This window comes from Alicyclobacillus vulcanalis (assembly GCF_900156755.1).
Taxonomy (GTDB): domain Bacteria; phylum Bacillota; class Bacilli; order Alicyclobacillales; family Alicyclobacillaceae; genus Alicyclobacillus; species Alicyclobacillus vulcanalis.
On record NZ_FTOO01000007.1, the window covers coordinates 155,930 to 178,581 of the forward strand.

Here is a 22,652-nt window from a genome sequence, read left to right on the forward strand (position 1 = left end):
GCCCTTGGAATACAACCTGCTCCGTAAAACCGAGATGCGCGTCCGGGGTGTTCACCTGAACGAATGTCACCTGGGTGAACTTGCGGGCGCCATCGCCAAGTGCCTCGGGCTCCCGCACGATCGCGTCATCACGATCGATGTCCGCGAGCGTGAAATTGCGTTTGACCTGTTACTGCACGAGATTCCTGCCGAGATGGTGGTGGGTCGTGAACAGGCACTTCTGTCCGCACTCAGCGCGGTTCCTGGGGTGACGCTCGACGCCGATGCTTCGGTAAGCGCGGACGGGGTGCTGGGCTTGATTGCGCTTCCCGAGGAGATGCGAGAATCCGTTCTGCACGCTTCAGCGCGAATGGGGGATGAGGTTGCAAATCGCGTTCGGCGCCGAGCCCTCGTCTTTCCCACTGGCTACGAGGTACGTCAGGGTCTGATTGAGGACACCAATACGCCATATCTCATGCGAGAATTGGAGCAGATGGGCTATCGTGTGTCACAAGGGGAGGTTCTTCCAGACGATCTCGACGCGGTGATCGGAGCGTTTTACCGGGCGATCGAGGACGGATACGGGTTGGTGATCACGACGGGTGGAGTGGGGGCAGAGGCGAAGGACGTCAATGTAGAGGCTATGGAAGCTGTCTGCGAAGAAGTTTTCGCTCCCTATATCGTGCGTTTTACACAAGTGCACCACCGGCATCAAAAACCAGGTATTCGCGTGGGGGTGGGCCAGTCAGGCGTGACGAAAGTCATCAATTTGCCGGGCCCTCATGACGAAGTAGTTCTCTGCTTTCAGGCGATTCGCCCGCTGTTAGATGAAGGTCCGGATGTCATCGCACGCGCCATGGCGGACGCCATGAAGCAACGATGGATGACCCACGCAGGGCACGCGCAGAAGGGGCATGGCATTCTGCCGGATGTGTGAGGGGGCAAGTCGATGGATACGCTCGCGCTGGTGGTGGATGGTTATCGTGGTGCAAGCGCGGCTGCACTATGCGCCTGCCTGTGTGCTGACGATGACAGCGTGCATCTTATGTCGGACGTGGCAAGCACCGCGCTCGGCACGGAGCTCGTCCTTGGCTCGTCCGCGAATGAGCAGGCCGTATCCACGCGCAGCGTGCGGTGGGACGGAGCGCTCCCGGAAACGGTTTGCGTCGGCGATTTGCTTTACAAGCTATCCTCGGTCAGTGATGTCCATGGTCGAACCGCGGAGCTAGTGCGCCAAGCGTTTGCAGCCGTCGGCCTATCTGAAGACCATCGCATTCCGGGAACAGATGCAGTGTGGCTCGTAGCCTGCGCCGCATGGTTTGCTGTGCACTTTGGCGTCACGGTGTATTGCGGCCGCCTCGTCGGGCGACCCGCGCCTCGTCGGATGACAGACCCGGCGAGAGACCTTTTATTTCATCCTCACGACATGTCGGTGTTTAAGGGCGTGCCCGTTCTTCTTCGCTCGGATGCCCTGATTCACAGCGATATTGTCGCGCTTCTCAAGTCCTTCACGTCGTTTGATTTGCCTCCTGCACTCGAGTTTTCGAATGTTACGCTTGGATCGGACGATGGTGGCACCGAGATGGCGGTCTATTTCGCGCGGCGTGTGCCTACGGCTGCGCTGCCCGATCAATGGAAAGTATTTCAATCTGATGTCGACCATCCGCCCACTCATTGGATGGTAGAGGCTAACATTGACGATATGAACCCCGAATGGGCCACTCATCTCATCCCTCGCCTTCTTGCCGTAGGTGCGGATGAAGCGTATCTCACACCTGTGCACATGAAAAAGGGGCGCATCGGACTTCTACTCAGTGTTCTGTGCCCAAAAGAGCGGCTGACCGCCGTTGAAAGCGTGATTTTCAAAGAAACGACCTCCATCGGTTTGCGCTATTACGAGGTGCGAAAACGCGCTTTGCACCGCGAATTCGTGACGGTGGCAACGCCATTTGGACCCATTCGCGTCAAAATCGCGTACTACGGCGACCGGGTTGTGAATCGTGCGCCGGAATATGAGGACGCACGCCGAGCCGCCGAAGCGGCCGGGGTACCGGTTAAGGCGGTGTACGAGGCGGTTTATCGCGAAGTCGATGGATATTCAGGTTAGCACGGGGAGGCGGAAGCGTGGCAACCTTATCGACCATAGCCGCCTTCATACCAATTGTGGCCGTCGCGGTACTGTTGCTCGTCTTTCGGGTGTCAAGCCATCTCGCCTCTGTCGCGGTTTGGGCGCTGACGGTTGCTCTGTGTGCATTGCCCACGGCCTTTCACATGAGCTTCGTCGAGGGGGTAGAGGCTACCCTCTACGCACTCGTGTCCGCTCTGCCAATTGTAATTGTGTTATCTTTCGGAGCGCTCCTCTACCAAGTGCTCTCATGCACTGGGGCCATCGATGCACTGGCACAGAGGCTTGCGTCCGCGTTCAGAGACGAAGTCGTCAGTGCCCTTTTCATATCAGCCGCACTGGGAACAGGATTCGAGTGGGCGAGCGGGTTTGGACTCGGAATTGTCATGGTGGCTCCACTTTATCGGCTTCTCGGGAGACGCGAGGCGCAGGTCGTAAAACTTTCTTTGCTAACCCAGTTTTGGATTCCCTGGGGTGCCTACGGTGCGAGTTCGCTCGCAACGGCCGAATTGACGGGGATACCGTTGCATGTACTCGCCACAAAGAGCGCGCTTGTGGGATGGCCCCTGACGTACTTGTATCTAGGACTTATCTCCCTAATTTCTGGGGGATGGCGAGGCTTGAGGGCGCATTGGCATCTTGTCGCGGTGAGCGCCACCGTCATGGGATTCGTCACCTGGGCGGCGAGCCAGTGGCTTGAACCGTCTACCGCAGGCGGTTTTGCAGCAGCGGCTGTAGGTGCCTTGCTCTGGTGGTATGCACGTGGTCGGCGACCTGGGCACGGGGAGTCGACTGAGGAAAGGGTACCCGCATTGCGCTTGTGGCGTGTCATGTCTCCGTACGCGCTGGTAGTGGGTTATCTCGCTGCTGCGAATGGTGTACCTGCGTTCCACAATCGCTTGGACGAGTGGGGAACGTGGTCCTTGCAACGTGCCGGTGCACATGTGTCCTTTCTTGTGAGTCCCGGGGTGGCTCTGCTCCTTGCCTGCCCGCTTGCGGTCTGGCTTCTGAGCCCTAACGGAAAGCGAGCTGAGGTGTCTCGTCGGGCGGTAAGTGCGACACATCGTCAAGTTTGGCGGACTGTTCTAGCGACGATTGCCTTCATGGAAACGTCGGCGTGGATGGAGCGCAGCGGAATGTTCCACGTGATTGCGCTGGATTTCACACGACCTGGTGTCATCGCGGTTCTCATCGCTTCTCCCATTGTGGCAGCGCTTGGTGGATTCGTCGCAGGTACAAGCACCGCGTCAAACGCCATGTTATCTCCCCTGCAACTGCAATTCGCCCAGTTCACCCATCTGCCTGTCTCTATTTTTGCCGTCGCGCAGAACGTAGCATCAGCCCAGACCGCATACATCGCGCCTTCGAGAATTACGTTTGCGACGAGTTTCGCGAATGAACTGGGCGCGGAGGGGCGGTACATGCGCCAGTTAGCTCCCTGGAGCCTGATCGCGGTGGGATGGGTTGCCATAGTGGACATTCTGGTGTGGGCTGTGCACGGTTGAAGCGGTCAAAAGGACGAAAGCGATTGCCTGGAGGATGTGAAATGCGTGAGGACAGCACTGAGATAAAGTCAGTTTTAGCACGAGGATGCCACCCAAAGGGAGTGAAAGTGTGAGAAAACTCAAAGCCGCGATAGTTGGATCCGGAAATATTGGCACAGACCTCATGATCAAACTCATGAGGAGCTCATGGTTGGAGCCATGCTGGATGATAGGGATCGACCCAGCATCGGACGGGCTGCGCCGAGCTGCGAATTTAGGTCTTGAGGTTTCGGCTGATGGGCTCAAGGCCATACTCGAGCGAGGAACGAGGCCCGATGTGGTGTTCGACGCCACCAGCGCGAAGGCCCATGTGCGACATGCAAAAATGCTGCGTGAAGCTGGCATTCAAGCCATCGATCTTACACCTGCAGCGCGCGGTCCTTATGTCATTGCGGCCGTGAATCTCAAAGACCATTTGGAATCTCCCAACGTGAACATGGTGACGTGTGGTGGGCAAGCCACGGTGCCAATGGTTTACGCGGTGAGCCGAATTGTGCCTGTTCGCTACGCAGAGATTGTTGCCACCATTGCAAGCAAGAGTGCGGGGCCTGGGACAAGGCAAAACATTGACGAATTCACACAGACGACGGCTCGAGCATTGGAGACCATCGGAGGAGCCAAGCGAGGCAAGGCGATCATCATTCTAAATCCTGCGGAGCCTCCGATTCTCATGCGCGATACCGTGTACTGCATGATTGAGGATTCGTCAGCTGAAGTAGTGGCTCGCGTGATGGAATCGATTTACGACATGGTGCGCCACGTACAGACGTTCGTGCCGGGATATCGCTTGAACCGCGATCCCATCGTGATGGACAACATCGTCAGTATTTCGCTGGAAGTTGAAGGATTGGGAGATTACCTTCCGGTCTACGCTGGAAACTTGGACATCATGACGGCAGCGGCAGTCAAGTTTGGTGAAGAGTACGCGAAGCGTAGGCTCTCGCTGGACGGAGTGGAGGTACCACAATGACTTCAATTCGACTTACGGACGTTACGCTAAGGGATGGGATGCACGCCGTTCGGCACCAATTCAGTTTGGAAGATGCGAGAGCCATTGCAGGAGCGCTAGACGCGACTGGAATTGACATGATCGAAGCCGCGCATGGGGATGGGCTTGGCGGCAGCTCCGTCCAATACGGATTTGCGAAGGAAGACGAGGAAGCCTATCTGCGCGCCGTCTGCGAAGCTGCGCCGAACACCAAGGTGGCCGCCCTGCTCCTCCCGGGAATCGGAACAGTCGACGATATGAAACGGGCGGTTGACTGCGGTATACGCGTGATTCGCATTGCGACGCATTCGACCGAGGCAGATATATCGGAGGAACACATTCACGAGGCGCGCAAATTGGGCCTGGAAGTCGTTGGCTTTTTGATGCTCTCGCACATGACGCCCACCCATGTGCTGGTTGAGGAAGCCCAAAAGATGGCTTCCTACGGCGCGCAATGCGTCTACATCGTAGATTCCGCGGGGGCAATGTTGATGGACGAGGTCAGCGAGAAGGTCTCTGCCTTACGAGGGAGCCTGCCGGGAGAGGTTGAAGTGGGATTTCACGCTCACAATAACCTGGGTGCGTCCGTTGCAAATTCCATTGCGGCTGTACGGGCAGGGGCGGAACGAATCGACGCGAGCCTCGCCGGCTTGGGAGCCGGGGCCGGAAATACTCCACTTGAAGTGTTCGTGGCCGCCTGCGAGAAGCTCGACATCCATACCGGTGTTGACCTCTATCGAGCGATGGACGCAGCAGAGGATATCGTGAGACCCAGAATGATACGGCCTGTCATCCCAGATCGAGACAGCCTGACTCTAGGGTACGCTGGCGTCTACTCAAGCTTTTTGTTACATGCGGACCGCGCGGCGAAGCGCTTCGGCGTGGACGCCAGGGATATCCTGGTCGAACTCGGAAAGCGAAGAGTGGTTGGTGGGCAGGAGGACATGATTATCGATGTGGCATTTGAGTTAGCTCGATCCGTCGATCGTCGGTCAGAGGGAGAGAAACGAACATGATTGTGAAGCGAACGCTCCTGCGCCTCGCGATTGGGGTTGCCGTGCTACACGGTGTGGCAATCGCGATGCTTCTGTTTGGGGCATGGAGTCATCCAGCGCTCATGGGTCTTGGCGCCGTGGCGTACACCCTTGGCATGCGCCACGCCTTTGATGCAGACCACATCGCTGCCATTGATAATACCGTTCGGAAGCTTCGGCAAGAGGGGGTGGATGCTACCAGTGTTGGCTTCTTCTTCTCACTAGGACACTCGACGGTTGTGTGTCTGATGGCGATCGCGACGGCGTTCGCAGTGCGTGCGGCGGAGCGCAGCCTGCCGGTGCTAGAGCAGCTCGGCGGCTACGTCGGAACCGTCGTTTCTGCTAGCTTTTTGTTCGTCATCGGTTTAGTGAACCTAGTAATTTTGCTCCAGCTAATCCGTCAGTGGCGGATGCACAGGGGCGGGACAGTGCCGCCTGAACGGATCGAACAGTTGCTTCAAGCGCGCGGACTGATTTACAGAGTGACGGGGCGCCTGTTCCGACTCATTCGCCGAAGTGCGGATATTTATCCCGTGGGGTTTCTCTTTGGGTTAGGCTTCGATACAGCGAGCGAAATCGCACTGCTGGCCATTTCGGCCGGAGCAGCCAAGTCATCTCTTCCCGCCGTGGGGATTCTGGCTTTGCCGCTCCTGTTCGCAAGCGGTATGAGCTTGTTTGATACCGCCGACGGGGCATGGATGTGTCGGGCCTATGGAGTGGCCATGGCTTCTCCGGCAGCTCGTCTATCGTACAACGCTTTTACCACCGGGCTGTCCGTCTTTGTGGCGTTGAGCATTGGCATGCTAGAGGCTGCTCAGGTCTTGACTCAGTCCATGGGATGGACGCATGGATTCTGGGGATGGCTTCAGAACCTTGACCTTGGACCGATTGGCATGGCAATCGTGGGGATCTTCGTGCTTATATTCACGTTGGCCTACGTCATGTGGGCCCGATTTCCATCCCGTCAAGAGATTTAAGCCGACAGGCTGAGGGGATAGCTCCAGTGCGTGGCGGCCGAAAGTCCATCATGGCACTTGACGAGTAGATGCGAGTGCATCGCACAGGGCCGTGGGGCGGCACACACAGGTGCCGCCTCACCACGGCATGCCAACCGCCGGATCGCGATGGTCGGTTGAATGGCGATTTCGGATCATGATAAAGCATGCATAAAGCTGTGTTACATGTGTGGACGTGAACGCGCATCCGTCGGGGCTGTGGCTGCTTCAAGACGGAGCCTACGAGGCACGAACAAAACGGTCGTACCCGACAGGTCAACGCGACGAAATCATCCGCAAACTGTATTCAAACACTTCAGAAAGCCTTTACATCTCGGCCGATTCGATCGAAAATAAGCGTAGGGGCGCATGCGTCGCTTGCGAAGCGATGGGATGCGTCGTATAATCAATCTAACCAAGCAAGCGCTTGCTTTTTGGTTCTGCAGGAGGGGAGACGAGATGCCGAGGCCGAGCCAGAAAGACCAAATCCTTGCCGCGGCGAGAAAGCTGTTCAGTGAAAAGGGCTATCACGGAACGACCATTCGCGAGATTGCGGTCGAAGCCGGTGTCCTATCAGGCAGCTTGTACGCTCACATTGAAACCAAAGAAGACTTACTATTCGAAATCGCGGACGAAGGCGCGGAGGCGTTTCTTCTTGCCGCGCGAGCGGTCGAGGCAAAATGGCGCAACCCCGTCGATCGCCTGCGAGAGGGGCTCCGCGCGCACATTCGCGTCGTGGCCGACAAGCAGGAGTCGGCCAAGGTGTTCTTTCACGAATGGCGAGCGTTGTCTGAGGAACGGAGAAAGGTGATCCAGGCCAAGCGGGATCGTTACGAGGGGCACTGGAGGAAGTGGATTGAGGACGGCATGGCCGAGGGGACGGTCCGCTCCGCAGATCCGAAGTTTGTCCGCTTGTGCCTGCTGTCGGTCGCAAACTGGGTCTATCAATGGTATCAGCCGGGTGGGGATTTGACGCCCGAGCAAATTTCGGATCATTTTTGGGCCTTGCTCTTTGCGGGCATTGGCGATGAAAAGGCCGCGGCGTGCGGCGTGTTGGGTGAAGTGTGAATCGGGCAGGCCCGGCAGGTGCGCGAGGGGGACGGTGCCCGAGGTCATGAGGTTCGGGAGGGACGTGGCATGTCAGACAAGCGATGGGAACACTTTATGGCGCGAATCGAACGGGGAGAGAAGATCGAGGCCAACGATTGGATGCCCGACGATTACCGGCTCTTGCTCCTGCGGCTGATTCACATGCACGCGGTGAGTGAAATCATGGGCGCGTATCCCGAGAAGGAGTGGGTGCCGAAGGCGCCGACGTTGCGGCGCAAAATGTCGCTCATGGCTAAAGTCCAGGACGAGATCGGCCATGGACAGCTGCTGTTGCGCGTCGCCGAGGATCTGGCGGCACCGCTCGGCAAGCATCGCGCCGAGCTGATGGATGACGTGATCACGGGCCGCGTCAAATTTCACAACGTGTTTCACATGGAGGCGCCGACGTGGGCGGACGCGGGCATCATCGGCTGGCTCGTGGACGGCGCGGCCATCATCACGCAAACGGCCCTGCTCGACTGCTCGTATGCGCCGTATGCCCGCGTCTTGAAGCGGATTTGCGCGGAAGAGAGCTTCCACATGCAACACGGGGAGTCCATCATTCTGTCGCTGGCGGAAGGCGAACCTTGGCAACGCGAGATGCTCCAGGAGGCGCTCAATCGGTGGTGGGAGGCGATTCTCTTCTTCTTCGGCCCGCCGATCATCACGGATGCCGCCCGGCGCATGATGGAATACCGCATTCGTTCGCGCACAAACGAGGAGCTTCGCCAGAAGTTCCTGACGCGGTATGTGCCGCGCATTCGGGCCGTGGGCCTGGAAATTCCCGATCCGGCCCTTCATTTCGACGAGGGCGCGGGGGCATGGCGTTACACGGAGCCTGATTGGGAACGGCTTTCCCGCATGGTCCGCGACAATGCGGGTCCGAAGTCGCAGGAGCGCATCGCGCTTCGCCGGCGGGCGCACGACGACCAGGCTTGGGTCCGCGAGGCGCTTGTCAAAGCGCGCCAAGCGGCGGCCGTCTAAGGAGTGAGTCGGATGGAAGCGACACATGTGGACCAGAAGCTCCAGCAAGAACAGGCGGGTCAGGTCACCTATGACGTCTATGAAATCTTCGTCCAGAGCGCTCATGCCGAACCGCACGTGCACGTGGGAAGCCTGGTCGCGCCGTCGGCAGAATGGGCGCTTGAGCTCGCGCGTGAAAACTTCCTGCGGCGCGCGAAGGCGGTGAGTGTGTGGGCGGTGCGGCGAGGCGACGTGCACACCAAGGAGGACGATCCCGACTGGTTCGCGCGCGAGTTCGATCGGACGTATCGGGATGTGTCGGGATACTCCGACAACGCGAAGCGGTGGAAGCGGTTTAAGGCGCAGGCCATGAACATCGACGACGTGATCGCCGACGTGCGAAAGGAGTGAGCGCGGTGACTCCGAAGGAAAACGGGGATTTCAGCAAGCGCATGTTGAGTGCACTCGCGCTCCAACTCGGAGACGAAGAACTGTTTCTCGGCCACCGGGATTCCGAGTGGCTCGGCCTCGCCCCAGAAGTAGAAGAAGACGTGGCGTTCGCGTCGATTGCGCAGGACGAGGTGCGGCACGCGGCCTTCTGGTACGAATTGGCCGAGGCGCAAGGCGCCGGCCAGGCGGACGCGCTGGCGTTTGACCGGCCGGCTTCCGACAGAAAGCACGCAGCCCTTTGCGGGCGGCCCAACGGGGATTGGGCGCACACCGTGCTTCGCCATTACCTGTATGACGCCTGGGACGCCGTGCGCCTGGCCGCGATCGCCGAATCGGGCGTGGAGGGGTTCGCGCAAGGGGCGCGCCGCATGTTGCGGGAAGAACACTATCATCACGTGCATATGGAAAAGTGGGTGGTCGATCTCGGCCGCGCGGGCGGCGAGGCAGAGCGGCGCCTCCGTGCGGCGTACGAGGCGCTGTTGCCTGATTTGCCGGGCCTGACTTCGTTTGCCGTCCCTCCACAGGCCCTCGCCGAGATGGGCATCCTGCCCCGGCCGCTCGAGGCCCTGCGGCGCGAGTGGATGGAGCGCATCTTACCCGTGCTCACGGCGGCCGGGCTTTCGCATAAGCCGATCGCGGCGGCGCTCGCGGCGGACGATGTCGCGCGGATCCGCCCCACGGCGCCGCTCGCGGATGCCGAGGGACTCCTGGCGACGATGAACGGCGTGCGCGGCCTGGGCCAGGCGGTGTGGTGAGGGGGGATTGCGCGTGACCATCCGATCGATGTCCGAGGAGGCCGTCTGGCAGGCGCTCGCCCGCGTCCCGGATCCCGAGCTGCCTGTGGTGAGCGTGGTCGATCTCGGCATGGTCAAATCCGTCACCTTGTCGGACGACGCGGTGCGCGTGGAGCTCATTCCGACGTTCCTCGGCTGTCCGGCGCTCGGCTGGATTGCCGAGAAGGTCCGGTCTTCGCTCGCGGAGCAGGGGCTTCACGCGGAGGTGTCGTTTGCGCTCGACGTCGTCTGGGACCCGAGCCGCATTTCGCCCGACGGGATCGAGAAATTGCGCGGCATGGGCGTTGCGGTTCCGCGCGAGCGTGCCGGCCTATCGCCGCAATGCCCGTATTGCGGCGCAGGCGAGACGGAGATCGAGAATCTGTTCGGCCCGACACCCTGCCGAGCGGTCTACTACTGCCGCTCATGCCGTCAGCCGTTTGAAGCCATGAAGCCATAGGCAGGCCGCTCCCGGCGGACCTCGCGATGATTGGAAAGCGCTTGCATGCAGCCGGCGGAAGCCCGTCAGCCGGACAGGAGGCGAGTTCACGTGGCTCTCATGTATCAACCCGAGTTGGAGACGCTTGCTCGAGCCAAGCTTGAAGCGCTTCAGCTCGAGCGCCTGCGCGCCGTCTTGGAGCGCGCTTATCAACGTGTCCCGTTTTACCGCACGCGATTTGACGAGGCGGGCGTCAAGCCGTCCGACCTGCGCTCGCTCGCCGATCTCGCTCGATTTCCGTTCACGCGCAAACAGGATCTGCGCGACCATTATCCTCTGGGCCTCTTGGCCGTCGACAAACGCGAGGTGGCGCGCATCCACGGCTCATCCGGCACCAAGGGCAAGCCCACGCTTGTCGCCTACACCAAGGGCGATCTCGACCGATGGAGCGAAATTGTCGCGAGGTCGATTGTGACGGCAGGCGGCCGGCCGGGCGATGTGTTTCACGTGATCTACGGCTACGGCCTCTTCACAGGCGGACTCGGCTTTCACTACGGCGCCGAGCGGCTGGGGATGACGGTCGTGCCTGTCTCCGGCGGTCAGACCGCTCGACAGGTGACGCTGATGGAAGACCTGCGCCCGCGGGGCATCGCCGGCACGCCTTCGTATTGCCTGACCATCGCCGAGCACATGCGCGCTGAGGGCAAGGACCCGCGCGCCATCGGCATTGCCTATGGGATCTTCGGGGCGGAGCCGTGGACGGAGGAGATGCGGCACCGGCTCGAGGAGGCCTTTGGGCTGAAGGCGATGGATGTGTACGGGCTGTCGGAGGTGATCGGGCCTGGCGTCGGAATCGAGTGCATCGAGGCGCAGGAGGGGCTTCACATTGCGGAGGATCACTTTCTCGTCGAGGTCATCGATCCCGAGACGTTGCAGCCGGTCCCGCCGGGATCGTACGGCGAGCTCGTGTTCACCACGCTCACGAAGGAAGCCATGCCCGTCGTGCGCTACCGCACGGGCGACGTGGCAGCGCTCATTCCTGAGCCGTGCCGGTGTGGCCGCACGCACGTGCGCATGACGCGCATCAAGGGGCGGATCGACGACATGCTCATCGTGCGCGGGGTGAACGTGTTTCCCTCGGAAATCGAGGCGGTCCTCTTGGCCACGGAGGGGCTCGCACCGCACTATCAGATTGTGGTGGAGCGCGAAGGCGGCTTGGATCGGCTGACGGTGCTCGTGGAGCTCGACGTGACGTGGGCGCGGCAAGGGGGCGATCCGGCCGGCGCGGGCGTCGAGCAGGCGCTGTGCACGCGCGTCGCTTCGCGGCTGCGGGACGTGCTCGGGCTGAGCCTCGACGTGCGGGCGGTTCCAGGCGGCAGTTTGCCGCGCAGCGAGGGTAAGGCCGTGCGGGTCGTCGATCGCCGGCACGTGTACGCTTGAACAGCCAGTATGGATTTGGCATCTCGATGTTTGACGCGAAAAAGGGGAGAGTTGAGGTATGATCAAATTGATTGCGCTCTACAAAAAGCCCGCGGACGTCGAAGCGTTCGAACAACACTACCGCGAGGTGCATCTTCCGCTGGTAGAAAAGGTGCCGGGTCTCGTGCGCGCCGAGGTGACGCGCATTCAGTCGGACGCCATGGGCGGTGAGGCACCGTATTATCTCATGGCGGAGATGTATTTCGAGAACGAGGAGACGTTCAAGGCCGCGATGAAGTCGCCCGAGAATCGCGCAGCCGCGAAGGACGTCATGAGTTTTGCCGGCGACATCGTCACCATGATGATTGGCCACGTCGACGACAAGTGACGTCAGGGCGGAGGTGAAAACCATGCGCGACGGGCTTGCGCCGGGTCAGCGCAAGACGTGGGAGATCACGGTCACGGAGGACATGTGCCCGTCCTTCCTCGGAAAGCGCGTTCATCCCGTGCTGTCCACGGCGACGATGATTTCGTACATGGAGTGGGTCGCCCGCCGGACGATTCTCGACTACCTCGAAGAGGGCGAGGAAGGCATCGGCCACAGCGTGTCCGTTCGCCATCTGGCGCCCGCGCCCGTCGGCAAGCGCGTGCGTTTTTTTGCCGAGGTCACGCGCGTGGAAGGGCCGCGGGTGGACTGCCGCGTCTGGGCGGAGCACGATAAGGCTCAAATCGGCGAGGGTGAAGTGGTCCAATACATTCTGCCGAAGGAGAAGATCGAGGCGCGCATTCAAGCCATGGCGTGATCGCGCCAGGGCGCTTGCAGAGAAAGGAGATCGACATGTCGGACATCCAGAAGATGTACATCGGTGGGGAATGGGTGGATGCTATCTCGGGAGAGCGCTTGGAGGTGAAAAATCCTGCCACCGGCGAGGTCGTGGGGCAGGCGGCGTTTGGGGACGATCGCGACGCGCTTCGCGCCATCGACGCGGCGCACGCGGCCTTTCCCTCGTGGAGCAAAATGCTCGCGCGGGAGCGCTCGCGCCTGCTCTACCGCCTGTACGAACTCGTCTACGAACATCGGAACGAACTTGCCGAGCTGGTCTCGGCCGAGATGGGCAAGCCCATTCGCGAGGCCAAGGGCGAAGTGGTCGGATCGGCCGACTACTTCCTGTGGTATGCGGAAGAGGCAAAGCGCGTCTATGGCGAGACCATCCCATCGAGCTTTCCCAACAAGCGCATTCTCGTGCACCGTCAACCGGTGGGCGTCGTCGCGGCCATCACGCCCTGGAACTTCCCGGTCAACATGGTGGCGCGCAAGATTGCACCGGCGCTCGCCGCTGGCTGCACGGTCGTGTTGAAGCCGGCCGAGGCCACGCCGCTTTCCGCCATCCGGCTGTTTGAGTTGATCCACGAAGCCGGGTTCCCGGCTGGCGTCGCCAATCTCGTGGTGGGCCAGCCCGACAAGGTGGGACAGGCCTTTCTCAAGAGCCCGAAAGTCGCCAAAATCGCGTTCACGGGCAGCACGCGCGTCGGCAAACTGCTCATGGCCGGTGCGGCCGAGCACGTCAAGCGCGTGAGCCTTGAACTCGGCGGGCACGCGCCCACCCTTGTGTTTGCCGATGCCGATCTCGACCTCGCCGTCAAGGGCGCCTTCGAGAGCAAGTTCCGCAACACGGGCCAGATGTGCATCTGCACCAATCGGCTCTATGTCGAGCGTTCCGTCGCGGAGCCGTTTGTCGAGCGATTGGTGGAGCGCGTGCGCAAGGCCAAGGTCGGAGACGGCCGCGATCCACAGGTTGAAGTCGGCCCCATCATCAATGAGCGCGGACTGGAGAAGGTGCTCCAACATATTGACGATGCGCGTGCCAAGGGCGCCCGCGTGGTCTGTGGCGGGCAGCGCCTCACCGACGGCGCGTACGCCCACGGGTACTTTGTCGAACCGACCGTGATCACCGACGTCAAGCCGGGCATGCGCGTCCTGGAAGAAGAGACGTTCGGCCCCGTGCTGCCCATTGCGGTGTTCGATACCGAAGACGAGGCCATTCGCCTGGCCAACGATTCTCCGTACGGCCTGGCCGCCTACGTCTACACGCGCGATCTCGGCCGCGCCATTCGCGTTTCCGAGGCGCTCGAATTCGGCATCGTCGGTGTTAACGATGGCGCGCCGGTGCAAACCCAGGCGCCGTTTGGCGGATTCAAGGAAAGCGGGCTGGGACGCGAAGGCGGCCATCACGCCATGGACGAGTTCCTCGAGGTGAAGCACATCTCGCTCGCTTGGTGACCGCCGTCGCACCAGAAGCTGCACGGTTTCCGCCCGTGCAGCTTCTGGTGTAAACAGGGACTTTACGCTATGATGATTTCGAAAAGAGAAGGGAGCGTCGGCGCATGCATGAAAGCGTTCGCGTGGAACACCAGGGGGGCGTGATGCTGGTCACCCTGAACCGCCCTGAGAAAGTGAATGCGCTCACGCGGGAGATGCTCTTCGCCCTGCGGGAGGCGTTTCAGGCGGCAGGAGAGGATGACAGGGTGCGCTCCGTGCTCGTCACCGGCGCGGGTCGCGGGTTTTGCGCGGGACAGGATCTCGATCTCGGCGGCGGCGACTCGGACTACGCAAAGGTCATTCGCGAAACGTACAATCCGCTGATTCTGACCATGACTCACCTCGAAAAGCCCATCGTCTGCGCCGTGAATGGGGTTGCGGCGGGGGCGGGCGTGAGCCTCGCCTTGGCCTGTGATCTCCGCCTGGCGTCCGAAACGGCGACCTTCATTCAGGCATTTGTGAATATTGGACTCATCCCAGACTCCGGGGGGACCTGGTTCTTGCCTCGCATCGTCGGGCTTGGGCGCGCCATGGAGCTCGCCATGCTGGGCGATCGCGTCGACGCCGCGCGCGCGCACGAGATGGGCCTCGTCAACCGCGTGGTCCCGGCTGACCAGCTCATGGCGGAAGCGATGGCGCTTGCGGAGCGGTTGGCCGCCATGCCGACGCGCGCCATTGGGCTCATCAAGCGCGCGCACTACGAGGGGATGGAGCGCACGCTCGCACAGTCGCTTGAGCTCGAGGCCGTGCTGCAAAACGAGGCGGGTCAAACCGAGGATCACCGCGAGGGGGTCCGCGCCTTTCTCGAAAAGCGTCCGCCGCGGTTTCAGGGCCGGTAGGCTCTGGAGTCGTTGTATTTCGGCATTGAAAGGAGATTTCGCATGCGAAACGTATGGTTGGTCGAATACGTGCGCACCCCCATCGGCAGGCAGGGCGGTGTGCTGAAGCGCGTCCGCCCAGACGATCTCGCCGCGCACGTGCTGAAACAGGTCTGCCTTCGGGCCGGCATTGAGCCGGGGGAAGTTGAGGAAGTGTACATGGGCTGCGCGAACCAAGCGGGCGAGGACAACCGCAACGTGGCGCGGATGGCCGTGCTCCTCGCGGGCTTTCCCGAGCATGTCCCTGGCGTCACGGTGAACCGCCTGTGCGCGTCCGGCCTGGAGGCCGTCAACCAGGCCGCGAAGGCCATCGCCCTGGGCGAGATCGACATCGCCATCGCGGGGGGCGTGGAGAGCATGACGCGCGCGCCGCTCGTGTTTCCGAAGCCCGAGATGGAGTACGTGCGCGGCAACCAGATCATGTGGGACACGACGCTCGGCTGGCGCATGCCCAACCCTCATTTTCCCTATCCGCTGGAAAGCATGGGAGAGACGGCGGAGAACGTGGCCGAGCAGTTTGGCATCTCCCGCGAGGACCAGGACGCCTTTGCCCTCGCCAGCCAGCAGAAGGCCGCGAGAGCGCAGGCGGAGGGCATCTTTGCAGAGGAGATTGCGCCCGTCGTCGTGAAGGATAAGAAGCAGGAGACAGTGGTCGATCGCGACGAGCACCTGCGGCCGGAAACCACGTTGGAGGCGCTCGCCAAGCTCAAGCCGGCCTTCCGCGAGAACGGCACGGTGACGGCGGGCAACTCGTCCGGCATCAACGACGGCGCGGCGGCGCTGTTGCTCGTCTCCGAGGAAAAGGGCCGGGCGTTGGGGCTCAAGCCGCTCGCGCGCTGGGTGGCGAGCGCGACGGCGGGGGTCAGCCCGCGCGTGATGGGCATTGGGCCCGTGTACGCCGTGCGAAAGCTTCTAGCGAGGACGGGCGTGACGGTGGACGAGATCGACTGGGTGGAGCTCAACGAGGCGTTTGCCGCGCAGTCCATTGCCTGCATCCGGGAACTCGGGCTCGATCCGGCCAAGGTGAATCCGAACGGCGGAGCCATCGCGCTCGGCCATCCGCTCGGTTGTTCGGGCGCGCGTCTCGCGGGCACGCTCGCGAAGCAACTCGTGCGCACGGGCGCTCGCTATGGCATTGCCACGCTGTGCGTGGGCGTGGGCCAGGGCGTGGCCACCCTCCTCGAGCGGGTGGAGGCGTAAGGCCCGTGACGGGGCCGTTGCGTCCCGCCGCACGCGTGCGCGTTGCACGGTGAGGTACAATGAGACTGCGAGGGCGGCCTGCGGCCGAGCGGGATCCATCTTCCGCCAGCCGGCAGGCCGTTTTGGACAGAGGAAGGGATGCCGGAAAGCACGAGGATCGCCACAAAGAAGCGCCCCCGGGACCGCCGGGCGGTACGCTTACGGAGCAAGGCGGAACCCGCGGGCGGTGGGATCCGCGCTGGACATCCATGTAGGAGGTTGCAGCTTGCACACAATAGACATTCTGCTCCTGCTTACCCTGTTGGCGTTTGCCGCATGGACAGCGTGGCGCGTGGCGCTGACCGAGCGCAATCAGCAGCGCCTCTTTGCCCAGCTCGAGGCCCACGAGCGAGCCCTCCGCGATTTGCGCATGGAACTGTCGCAGGCCTTGCAGTCCCAAAGCCAGGCTTGGATGAACGCTCAGTCCGAAGCGGCGCGAAGCCTCGTGCAGACCGTGTCGCTGCAACATCAAAACTTGCTGCACGCGCTCGGGGAGTGGAGCGAGAAGGACCGGGCGCAGTTGGAATCGTTCAGCCAGCGATTGAGCGAATGGGCACAGCACACGGCCCGCCAGCTCGACGCCATGCGCGACACCGTCGAGCGCCGGCTCCAGTACCTGCAGGAGGACAACCGGAAGGAACTCGAGCGCATGCGCCAGACCGTCGACGAAAAGCTGCATCAAACGCTCGAACGACGCCTCGGCGAATCGTTCCAACTCGTCAGTCAGCGCCTCGAACAGGTGCATCAGGGTTTGGGGGAGATGCAGTCGCTCGCGGCGGGCGTGGGGGATTTGAAGCGAGTGCTGTCCAACGTCAAGGCACGCGGCATCCTCGGCGAGGTGCAGCTCGACACGCTTCTCGAACAAATCCTGAGTCCTGAGCAGTACGCGCGCAACGTCGCGGTCAAGCCGGGGGCCGACGAGCGCGTCGATTTTGCCATTCGCCTCCCGGGTCGCGAAGGGGACGATCCCGTCTGGCTTCCCATTGACGCCAAGTTCCCCCTCGAGGCTTATCAGCGCCTCGTCGAGGCGCAGGATGCGGGCGACCAAGCGGCATTTCTGGAGGCCGCCAAGGCGCTTGAAGCGCGCATCCGCGACGAGGCGAAATCCATCCGGAACAAGTACGTCGCTCCGCCGCACACCACGGAATTCGCGCTCTTATTCCTGCCGATGGAAGGCCTTTTTGCGGAGGTGCTTCGCCGCAGTGGCCTGTGGGAGTCGCTCGCCCGCGACTATCGCGTCGTCGTGACCGGTCCCACAACGCTGGCGGCGCTTCTCAACAGCCTGCAGATGGGCTTTCGCACGCTCGCGATTCAGCGGCGTTCGAGCGAGGTCTGGCAGCTGCTCGGCGCAATTCGCACGGAGTTTGGCAAGTTCGGCGAGCTGCTCGCGCGGACCCGCAAGAAGCTCGAAGAGGCGTCCAACGCCATCGACCGCGCAGCGACGCGATCGCGCCAAATCGAGCGGAAACTCGTGGCGGTGGAGGCGCAGCCGGAGCTGCCCGACGCCTCCTGGGAAGAGGACGCGTAAAGGAAGGCAGCACAGGCCGACTGGGCCCGTGCTGCCGGGGTCAGTGCTTGTGACTCGTCTTGATGCGGCGCCATTTGCGATCGTCGTTGGTCGTCTCAGGGAAACGCTCGCCCTTGTGCAGGTAGATGCGCTTTGGATGATGCAGATCCTCACTATCAGGATGGGCACCGACCTCGATGTAGACGCCGTTATTCGGCGCCTTGTATCCCGGCGAAAACTCCGATCGCTCCCCCATGGCCATCACCCCTCAGCCGATAGCTTGCCCGGTCCTGCCCGGAGGATGATCGGCGCATTTTTCCGCACCTGTCAGCCCAGGGCACGCATCAGAACGGGCGCCAACGCAAGCGTCAGAAACGCCGCGACAATCATCGCGAGGCTGGAGCAGGTGCCCTCCATGGCGCCATATTCGAAGGCTCGCGCCGTGCCGATGCCGTGTGAGCCCATGCCGAACAGCGCGCCTCGCGCCACAGGCGATTGAAGGCGCAACAGGCGCAAGAGCCATGGTCCGACCATCACGCCCGTGATGCCCGTCAAAATGACAAAGACGGCGGTGAGGGTGGGAATCCCGCCGATGGCTTGGGAGATGTCCATGGCAATCGGGGTCGTGACGGATCGCGGCGCAATGCTGGTCACGACGGCGCGATTCAGGCCAAAGACTCTGGCCAAAAGCACGGACCCTGCGATGCCCGTGGCGGATCCGAGCGCGAGGCTCGCCAGAAACTCCGGCCAGTGCGCCTTGAGCACGGGGAAGTGGCGGTGCAGGGGGACCGCAAACGCCACGGTCGCCGGACCGAGAAACGACGTCAGCCACTTCGCCGACGCGTCGTACACGTGATACGAGAGGTGCGCGAAGTGAAGGAACAGTATGAGTGCGACCAGCGACGTGATCATGGGATTGAGGAACACGACGTGGACTCGACGATACAGCGCCTTACACGCGGCGTAACAGATGAGCGTGGAAGCCAAACCCACGAGCATCACGACGCGTTCGCCTCCCTGGCCTGTGCGCCCTCGTCGCTCCTTTGACTGCGGTTGCGCAAGCGCCACATCACCTCGGCGACTGACCCGGTCACGAGCATCACAAGCACGGTCCCTGCGGCCACAACCGCCAAAAGCTTCAGCCCATCTTGCCGGAACAGATGAGCGTAGGCGATGACGCCGACGGATGATGGGATGAAGAACAGGAGAAGCTCGCCAATGAGCAGATCAGCGCCTCGCTCAATCCATTCCACTTTGACCAGGCCGGAGCGAAGCAGACCAAACAGAACCACCACGCCGATGATGCTCCCTGGAACGGGCAGATGAAGCTTCGCCGAAACCACATTGCCCAGGGCGGCGAGACCGTACAGGGCCGCGATCTGCACGGCTGCGAGAGATGCCGCTTTCCACCGCAGAGGTTGAAACCTGGTGCGCACGTCGATCCCTCCCTCACGTCCCGATGTTTCACCAACATCACCATACGCCATGAGGATTGAGACGTCTAATATATAATTGTTTCTGTAATCATACGATATACGAATTGATTCAGGGGGTGGAGGGCTACGGAGCTTCGACAACTCGAATACTTCGTCGCGGTGGCGGAAGAACTCCATTTTGGACGAGCCGCGCAGCGCCTGGGGCTCACGCAGCCGCCGCTGAGTCAGCAAATCCAAAAGCTTGAGGACGAGCTCGGTGTGGTGCTGTTCGACCGGACCAACCGGCGCGTGCAGCTCACCCACGCCGGGCAGGCGCTGCTCGTGGAAGCGCGCAAGGTGCTCGCGCACGTGCAGGCAGCGGTGCGGGCGGCTAAAGACGCGGCCGAAGGCCGGATCGGGCGCCTGTCGGTGGCGTTTGTCGGGTCGGCGACGTACGGTTGGCTTCCAGACGTCATTCGAGCCTACCAGGAGCGACATCCAGACGTGGATCTGTCACTGAGGGAGATGTCGACCCCGGCGCAGATGGCCGCTTTGGTTTCTGGTGAGGTGGATGTCGGGATTCTGCGGCTTCCGGCGCAGCATCCGGATTTGCATGTCCGGCTTGTGGACCGCGACGACTGCGTCGCCGTCGTTCCCGCGGGGCATCCGCTGGCGATGCGCGCGTCGCTCTTTCTCGTGGAACTTGCCCAGGAGCCTTTCGTGCTGGTGTCGCGCGCCATCTGGCCCGGTTTGTACGATGGCGTCATGACCCTTGCGCGCACGCTGGGCTTCGAACCTCGCGTGCGGCTCGAGGTCACAGAAGTTCAGACGGCGGTCGGGCTCGTCGCGGCGGGGCTCGGGGTCAGCATCGTCCCGAGCGCGACGGAGCGCGTTCACCGTCAGGACGTTCGCTATCTGCGCATCGACGGCCCGGCGCCCACGGTCGAGCTCGGCGCGGCATGGCGCCGAGCCGACACGTCGCCTTTGGTGAGCGCGTTTCTCGAGACGGCAGAGTCGGTACACGGCACGAGCGTGTAGCGCGACCGCTCAGGCGGCCCTAGTCGGCTTCACCGCGCGTGTCCGTGCTTGTCGCAACGGGTCAACCCCGCATCGTGTCGGGGATGAGGACCACGACCGCGCGCGCTTCGACGCACAACGTTTCGCCGGCCCATACTTGCGTGTCGATCACGGCCTTCTTGGACGTCACCTCGGCCACTCGGCCGATGGCGCGCAGCGGAACGCCCATCGGCGTGGGCTTCCGGTATTCCACATGGAGCGAAGCCGTTACACAGCGCGGAACGGGCGAGCCGTCGCCCAGCTGGCCGCCCTGGGCGCGATGGAGCGCCAGCGCGCCGGAACCGGTGCTGTGGCAGTCCACCAGCGCGGCGAGATAACCGCCATAGACAAAGCCGGGCACGGCGGTGTGATGGCGCTCCGGAAACGCCTCGGTGAGGGTGACGTCTCCATCCCAGCGCGTGCGAAAGTGATGGCCGCGCTCATTCAAGCGCCCGCAACCATAGCACCACGCGAAGTCGTCCGGGTAGTAATCCTGCACGTAGGGCGAAGGCGTCATGTCCCATGGCTCCTTTCTTCCTTCGAAGGTGAAAAGCTCAGGTTCGCGTCATTCACACTCAGCTGCTGCATCCAGCGAGCGACGCCGCGGGCACCCTCGTCGTCCATGGACGCGAGCGTTGCGGCCACGCGCCGCCTCGCCTCCATGGGCTTGTTTTGACTCAGCTTCGCGGCTGCCTCCATCCGCTCGATGTCAATGCGAAACGCCACGATGCCGCGCATCAGATTGCGGTAGTACGCGCGGTCGCGATCGGCGGGCAGGCGGGATTGCGGCTCATATGCGACAAGGAGAAGATGGAGCAAGTCAGCGACGGCCTCGCTTTCCTGAACGAGGTGAGCGCGGCCGTACACGTGGACGGCCAAGTAGTTCCACGTGGGCACCTGCTCCTCCATGCCGTACCACGAGGGCGAGACGTAGGCGTGCGGACCTTGAAAGATGGCGAGACAGCGTCCGTCGCGAAGGTGTTCGGCCTGTGGGTTGGCTTTTGCCAAGTGTCCGTATAGGGCGCCTTCGTCGGGCCGATAGACGAGGGGGACGTGGGATGCGCAGATGTCGCCTCCTTGTTGCGTGACGAGCGTCGCGAAGCTGTGTTCGCGAAGAAGCGTTTCGATGATGTCCGGGTCTCTCAGTTGAAACGACTTCGGGATGTACATGCGCCACCTCCAGACCGCGAATCGACGCACGCGAATGCGGCAGATGCCGCTTTCAGCATAACACACTCTGGAAGAATCACCTGCAGCCTCTCTTGACATTCTCACGGACTCTGGTATGCTTACAATAGTCAAGCAAGCGCTTGCTTTGGTGAAATCGGAGGTGTCGCCGGTGGGGACGGGGTCCATCCTGGGGCGCGGTTCACTCGCCCACGTCGACCGCTATGTACCTGGCAAGCCCATCGAGGAAGTGGAGCGCGAGTTAGGCCTGTCGCGCGTCGTGAAATTGGCTTCCAATGAAAACGCTTACGGTTGCTCGCCGAAGGCGGTTGCCGCCATGACCGAGGAAATGGCGCGGATTCCGTTGTATCCTGAGTCAAGCTCGCCTGCCCTTGCGCGCAAGCTTGCGGCCAAGCTCGGCGTGCGGGAGGATCAGTTGTTTTTCGGCAACGGTTCCGATGAAATCATCAGTCTTTTGGCGCGCGCATTCCTCGAGCCGGGCGACGAGGTGGTGATGGCCGACCCCACGTTCAGCCGCTATGAGCAAAACGTCGCGATTGAAGGCGGCGTGGCGGTGAAGGTCCCTTGTCGAGACGGTGTCCATGATCTCGACGCCATGCTTGGCGCCCTGACGTCCAAGACGAAATTGGTCTTTGTGTGCAATCCCAACAACCCTACGGGCACCACGGTGGGCGCAGAACCTCTGCGCGCCTTCATTGAACGCGTGCCGAGCGACGTCGTTCTGGTCGTCGACGAAGCGTACTACGAGTACGTCACGGCGGAGGACTACCTTCAGACCCTACCGATTCTCGACACGCATCCCAATCTCGTCGTCCTCCGCACCTTCAGCAAGATTTACGGGCTCGCGGGGTTGCGCATCGGCTATGCCGCACTGCACCCGGACGTGGCTTCGATACTACACAAGGTAAGAGGGCCCTTTAACACGAGCCGGTTGGCGCAGGTGGCTGCGCTCGCCTCCCTGGACGATCCCGACTTTGTCGCCATGTGCCGGGCTCAAAACGCTGCCGAACGGGACCGCGTGGCGAGGGCGCTGTCGGACATGGGCCTCTTCGTGTACCCGTCTCAGACCAACTTTCTGTTGTTTGAAGTGCCGGGCACAGGCGCCGCGGTGGCCGAGCGGCTGTTGCACCAGGGTGTGATCGTCCGGGCGGGCGAAGGCCTCGGAGTGCCCGGGACCGTGCGAGTTTCGCTTGGTACGCCGGAAGAGAACGACGTCTTTCTTCAGGCGCTGGTCCAATCGCTGAATTAAAG

25 protein-coding genes and 1 pseudogene are annotated in these 22,652 nt (G+C 62.0%); 21 read left to right on the forward strand and 5 right to left on the reverse strand.

Annotated elements, in window-relative coordinates; translation table 11 throughout:
* Window positions 1-4 precede the first annotated feature (4 nt).
* The 18 genes from BW934_RS09530 to BW934_RS09615 all read left to right on the forward strand — a co-directional run bounded on the left by BW934_RS09530 (window position 5) and on the right by BW934_RS09615 (window position 17,763).
* Window positions 5-916: a molybdopterin-binding protein gene (locus tag BW934_RS09530; protein WP_076347471.1), complete on the forward strand. Its 912-nt coding sequence runs from the start codon at window positions 5-7 to the stop codon at window positions 914-916.
* A 12-nt stretch (window positions 917-928) separates the two neighbouring features.
* Entirely contained in the window at window positions 929-2,086 is a 1,158-nt protein-coding gene (gene larC2, locus BW934_RS14735; RefSeq protein ID WP_084182561.1) for a nickel pincer cofactor biosynthesis protein LarC2, read from the forward strand.
* Window positions 2,087-2,103: 17 nt separating this feature from the next.
* Entirely contained in the window at window positions 2,104-3,609 is a 1,506-nt protein-coding gene (locus tag BW934_RS15485) for an L-lactate permease (protein ID WP_076347474.1), read from the forward strand.
* A 109-nt stretch (window positions 3,610-3,718) separates the two neighbouring features.
* The gene (locus tag BW934_RS09545) at window positions 3,719-4,618 is read left to right on the forward strand and encodes an acetaldehyde dehydrogenase (acetylating) (RefSeq protein ID WP_076347476.1); all 900 of its coding nucleotides are present in this window, start codon (window positions 3,719-3,721) and stop codon (window positions 4,616-4,618) included.
* Window positions 4,615-5,652, forward strand: a complete 1,038-nt coding sequence (gene dmpG, locus BW934_RS09550) for a 4-hydroxy-2-oxovalerate aldolase (RefSeq protein ID WP_076347478.1) — start codon at window positions 4,615-4,617, stop codon at window positions 5,650-5,652. The genes BW934_RS09545 and dmpG overlap by 4 nt, the downstream gene beginning before the upstream one ends.
* Entirely contained in the window at window positions 5,649-6,647 is a 999-nt protein-coding gene (locus BW934_RS09555) for a HoxN/HupN/NixA family nickel/cobalt transporter (RefSeq protein WP_076347480.1), read from the forward strand. Before dmpG ends, BW934_RS09555 begins: the two co-directional genes overlap by 4 nt.
* A 477-nt stretch (window positions 6,648-7,124) precedes the next feature.
* Window positions 7,125-7,733, forward strand: coding sequence for a TetR/AcrR family transcriptional regulator (locus tag BW934_RS09560; protein WP_076347482.1), 609 nt, complete (start codon window positions 7,125-7,127; stop codon window positions 7,731-7,733).
* Between the two features lie 69 nt (window positions 7,734-7,802).
* Window positions 7,803-8,738, forward strand: coding sequence for a 1,2-phenylacetyl-CoA epoxidase subunit PaaA (paaA, locus tag BW934_RS09565; protein WP_076347484.1), 936 nt, complete (start codon window positions 7,803-7,805; stop codon window positions 8,736-8,738).
* A gap of 12 nt (window positions 8,739-8,750) precedes the next feature.
* Complete coding sequence (locus BW934_RS09570; protein ID WP_076347486.1) at window positions 8,751-9,128, forward strand: phenylacetic acid degradation protein; 378 nt, start codon at window positions 8,751-8,753, stop codon at window positions 9,126-9,128.
* Between the two features lie 5 nt (window positions 9,129-9,133).
* Complete coding sequence (gene paaC / locus BW934_RS09575; RefSeq protein WP_234969711.1) at window positions 9,134-9,922, forward strand: 1,2-phenylacetyl-CoA epoxidase subunit PaaC; 789 nt, start codon at window positions 9,134-9,136, stop codon at window positions 9,920-9,922.
* Between the two features lie 13 nt (window positions 9,923-9,935).
* Window positions 9,936-10,400: a 1,2-phenylacetyl-CoA epoxidase subunit PaaD gene (gene paaD / locus BW934_RS09580; RefSeq protein WP_076347488.1), complete on the forward strand. Its 465-nt coding sequence runs from the start codon at window positions 9,936-9,938 to the stop codon at window positions 10,398-10,400.
* A gap of 99 nt (window positions 10,401-10,499) precedes the next feature.
* Window positions 10,500-11,819 carry a phenylacetate--CoA ligase family protein gene (locus BW934_RS09585; protein WP_076347559.1) on the forward strand — a complete coding sequence of 440 codons (1,320 nt, stop codon included), beginning with the start codon at window positions 10,500-10,502 and terminating at the stop codon, window positions 11,817-11,819.
* Between the two features lie 58 nt (window positions 11,820-11,877).
* Window positions 11,878-12,186, forward strand: coding sequence for an EthD family reductase (locus BW934_RS09590; protein WP_076347490.1), 309 nt, complete (start codon window positions 11,878-11,880; stop codon window positions 12,184-12,186).
* A gap of 22 nt (window positions 12,187-12,208) precedes the next feature.
* The gene (locus BW934_RS09595; protein WP_076347492.1) at window positions 12,209-12,601 is read left to right on the forward strand and encodes a thioesterase family protein; all 393 of its coding nucleotides are present in this window, start codon (window positions 12,209-12,211) and stop codon (window positions 12,599-12,601) included.
* A gap of 35 nt (window positions 12,602-12,636) precedes the next feature.
* Window positions 12,637-14,079 (forward strand): NAD-dependent succinate-semialdehyde dehydrogenase, encoded by a 1,443-nt coding sequence (locus BW934_RS09600; RefSeq protein ID WP_076347561.1) that lies wholly within the window; start codon window positions 12,637-12,639, stop codon window positions 14,077-14,079.
* A 104-nt stretch (window positions 14,080-14,183) separates the two neighbouring features.
* Window positions 14,184-14,957, forward strand: a complete 774-nt coding sequence (locus BW934_RS09605; RefSeq protein ID WP_076347494.1) for an enoyl-CoA hydratase-related protein — start codon at window positions 14,184-14,186, stop codon at window positions 14,955-14,957.
* Window positions 14,958-14,999: 42 nt separating this feature from the next.
* Window positions 15,000-16,196 (forward strand): thiolase family protein, encoded by a 1,197-nt coding sequence (locus BW934_RS09610; protein WP_076347496.1) that lies wholly within the window; start codon window positions 15,000-15,002, stop codon window positions 16,194-16,196.
* Between the two features lie 265 nt (window positions 16,197-16,461).
* Window positions 16,462-17,763 carry a DNA recombination protein RmuC gene (locus BW934_RS09615; protein ID WP_076347498.1) on the forward strand — a complete coding sequence of 434 codons (1,302 nt, stop codon included), beginning with the start codon at window positions 16,462-16,464 and terminating at the stop codon, window positions 17,761-17,763.
* A 40-nt stretch (window positions 17,764-17,803) separates the two neighbouring features.
* On the opposite strand, the gene BW934_RS09620 is transcribed toward BW934_RS09615, so the two are convergent.
* From BW934_RS09620 to BW934_RS09630, 3 genes are all read right to left on the reverse strand, one after another.
* The gene (locus BW934_RS09620; RefSeq protein WP_076347500.1) at window positions 17,804-17,998 is read right to left on the reverse strand and encodes a YjzC family protein; all 195 of its coding nucleotides are present in this window, start codon (window positions 17,996-17,998) and stop codon (window positions 17,804-17,806) included.
* A gap of 71 nt (window positions 17,999-18,069) precedes the next feature.
* A complete protein-coding gene (locus tag BW934_RS09625; protein ID WP_076347563.1) occupies window positions 18,070-18,741 on the reverse strand; it encodes an LrgB family protein in 672 nt (223 codons plus the stop codon).
* On the reverse strand, window positions 18,741-19,178 hold the full coding sequence (locus tag BW934_RS09630; protein WP_076347502.1) for a CidA/LrgA family protein: 438 nt from the start codon (window positions 19,176-19,178) through the stop codon (window positions 18,741-18,743). Before BW934_RS09630 ends, BW934_RS09625 begins: the two co-directional genes overlap by 1 nt.
* A gap of 144 nt (window positions 19,179-19,322) precedes the next feature.
* Here BW934_RS09630 and BW934_RS15355 point away from each other — a divergent pair.
* Together BW934_RS15355 and BW934_RS09635 are read left to right on the forward strand one after the other, a co-directional pair.
* Window positions 19,323-19,478 (forward strand): annotated as a pseudogene (locus tag BW934_RS15355) (LysR family transcriptional regulator); the annotation flags it as partial.
* A 60-nt stretch (window positions 19,479-19,538) separates the two neighbouring features.
* Window positions 19,539-20,195 (forward strand): LysR family substrate-binding domain-containing protein, encoded by a 657-nt coding sequence (locus tag BW934_RS09635; protein WP_268758110.1) that lies wholly within the window; start codon window positions 19,539-19,541, stop codon window positions 20,193-20,195.
* A 61-nt stretch (window positions 20,196-20,256) separates the two neighbouring features.
* Here BW934_RS09635 and BW934_RS09640 read toward each other — a convergent pair whose 3' ends face one another.
* The gene (locus BW934_RS09640) at window positions 20,257-20,730 is read right to left on the reverse strand and encodes a PaaI family thioesterase (protein WP_076347506.1); all 474 of its coding nucleotides are present in this window, start codon (window positions 20,728-20,730) and stop codon (window positions 20,257-20,259) included.
* Window positions 20,727-21,383, reverse strand: coding sequence for an FMN-binding negative transcriptional regulator (locus tag BW934_RS09645; RefSeq protein WP_076347565.1), 657 nt, complete (start codon window positions 21,381-21,383; stop codon window positions 20,727-20,729). The genes BW934_RS09640 and BW934_RS09645 overlap by 4 nt, the downstream gene beginning before the upstream one ends.
* 115 nt (window positions 21,384-21,498) lie before the next feature.
* On the opposite strand from BW934_RS09645, the gene hisC reads away from it, so the two are divergent.
* Complete coding sequence (hisC, locus tag BW934_RS09650) at window positions 21,499-22,650, forward strand: histidinol-phosphate transaminase (protein ID WP_076347508.1); 1,152 nt, start codon at window positions 21,499-21,501, stop codon at window positions 22,648-22,650.
* Window positions 22,651-22,652: the final 2 nt, after the last annotated feature.

Excerpts from the sequence above, each read along its gene's own strand:
- BW934_RS09625 (WP_076347563.1), bottom strand. The coding sequence starts at position 18,741 with ATGCTCGTGGGTTTGGCTTCCACGCTCATCTGTTACGCCGCGTGTAAG.
- BW934_RS09595 (WP_076347492.1), top strand. The coding sequence starts at position 12,209 with ATGCGCGACGGGCTTGCGCCGGGTCAGCGCAAGACGTGGGAGATCACG.
- hisC (WP_076347508.1), top strand. The coding sequence starts at position 21,499 with ATGCTTACAATAGTCAAGCAAGCGCTTGCTTTGGTGAAATCGGAGGTG.
- BW934_RS09555 (WP_076347480.1), top strand. The coding sequence starts at position 5,649 with ATGATTGTGAAGCGAACGCTCCTGCGCCTCGCGATTGGGGTTGCCGTG.
- BW934_RS09645 (WP_076347565.1), bottom strand. The coding sequence starts at position 21,383 with ATGTACATCCCGAAGTCGTTTCAACTGAGAGACCCGGACATCATCGAA.
- BW934_RS09560 (WP_076347482.1), top strand. The coding sequence starts at position 7,125 with ATGCCGAGGCCGAGCCAGAAAGACCAAATCCTTGCCGCGGCGAGAAAG.
- BW934_RS09640 (WP_076347506.1), bottom strand. The coding sequence starts at position 20,730 with ATGACGCCTTCGCCCTACGTGCAGGATTACTACCCGGACGACTTCGCG.
- BW934_RS09610 (WP_076347496.1), top strand. The coding sequence starts at position 15,000 with ATGCGAAACGTATGGTTGGTCGAATACGTGCGCACCCCCATCGGCAGG.
- BW934_RS09585 (WP_076347559.1), top strand. The coding sequence starts at position 10,500 with ATGTATCAACCCGAGTTGGAGACGCTTGCTCGAGCCAAGCTTGAAGCG.
- dmpG (WP_076347478.1), top strand. The coding sequence starts at position 4,615 with ATGACTTCAATTCGACTTACGGACGTTACGCTAAGGGATGGGATGCAC.
- paaA (WP_076347484.1), top strand. The coding sequence starts at position 7,803 with ATGTCAGACAAGCGATGGGAACACTTTATGGCGCGAATCGAACGGGGA.
- larC2 (WP_084182561.1), top strand. The coding sequence starts at position 929 with ATGGATACGCTCGCGCTGGTGGTGGATGGTTATCGTGGTGCAAGCGCG.
- BW934_RS09605 (WP_076347494.1), top strand. The coding sequence starts at position 14,184 with ATGCATGAAAGCGTTCGCGTGGAACACCAGGGGGGCGTGATGCTGGTC.
- BW934_RS09600 (WP_076347561.1), top strand. The coding sequence starts at position 12,637 with ATGTCGGACATCCAGAAGATGTACATCGGTGGGGAATGGGTGGATGCT.
- BW934_RS09590 (WP_076347490.1), top strand. The coding sequence starts at position 11,878 with ATGATCAAATTGATTGCGCTCTACAAAAAGCCCGCGGACGTCGAAGCG.
- BW934_RS09620 (WP_076347500.1), bottom strand. The coding sequence starts at position 17,998 with ATGGGGGAGCGATCGGAGTTTTCGCCGGGATACAAGGCGCCGAATAAC.
- BW934_RS09570 (WP_076347486.1), top strand. The coding sequence starts at position 8,751 with ATGGAAGCGACACATGTGGACCAGAAGCTCCAGCAAGAACAGGCGGGT.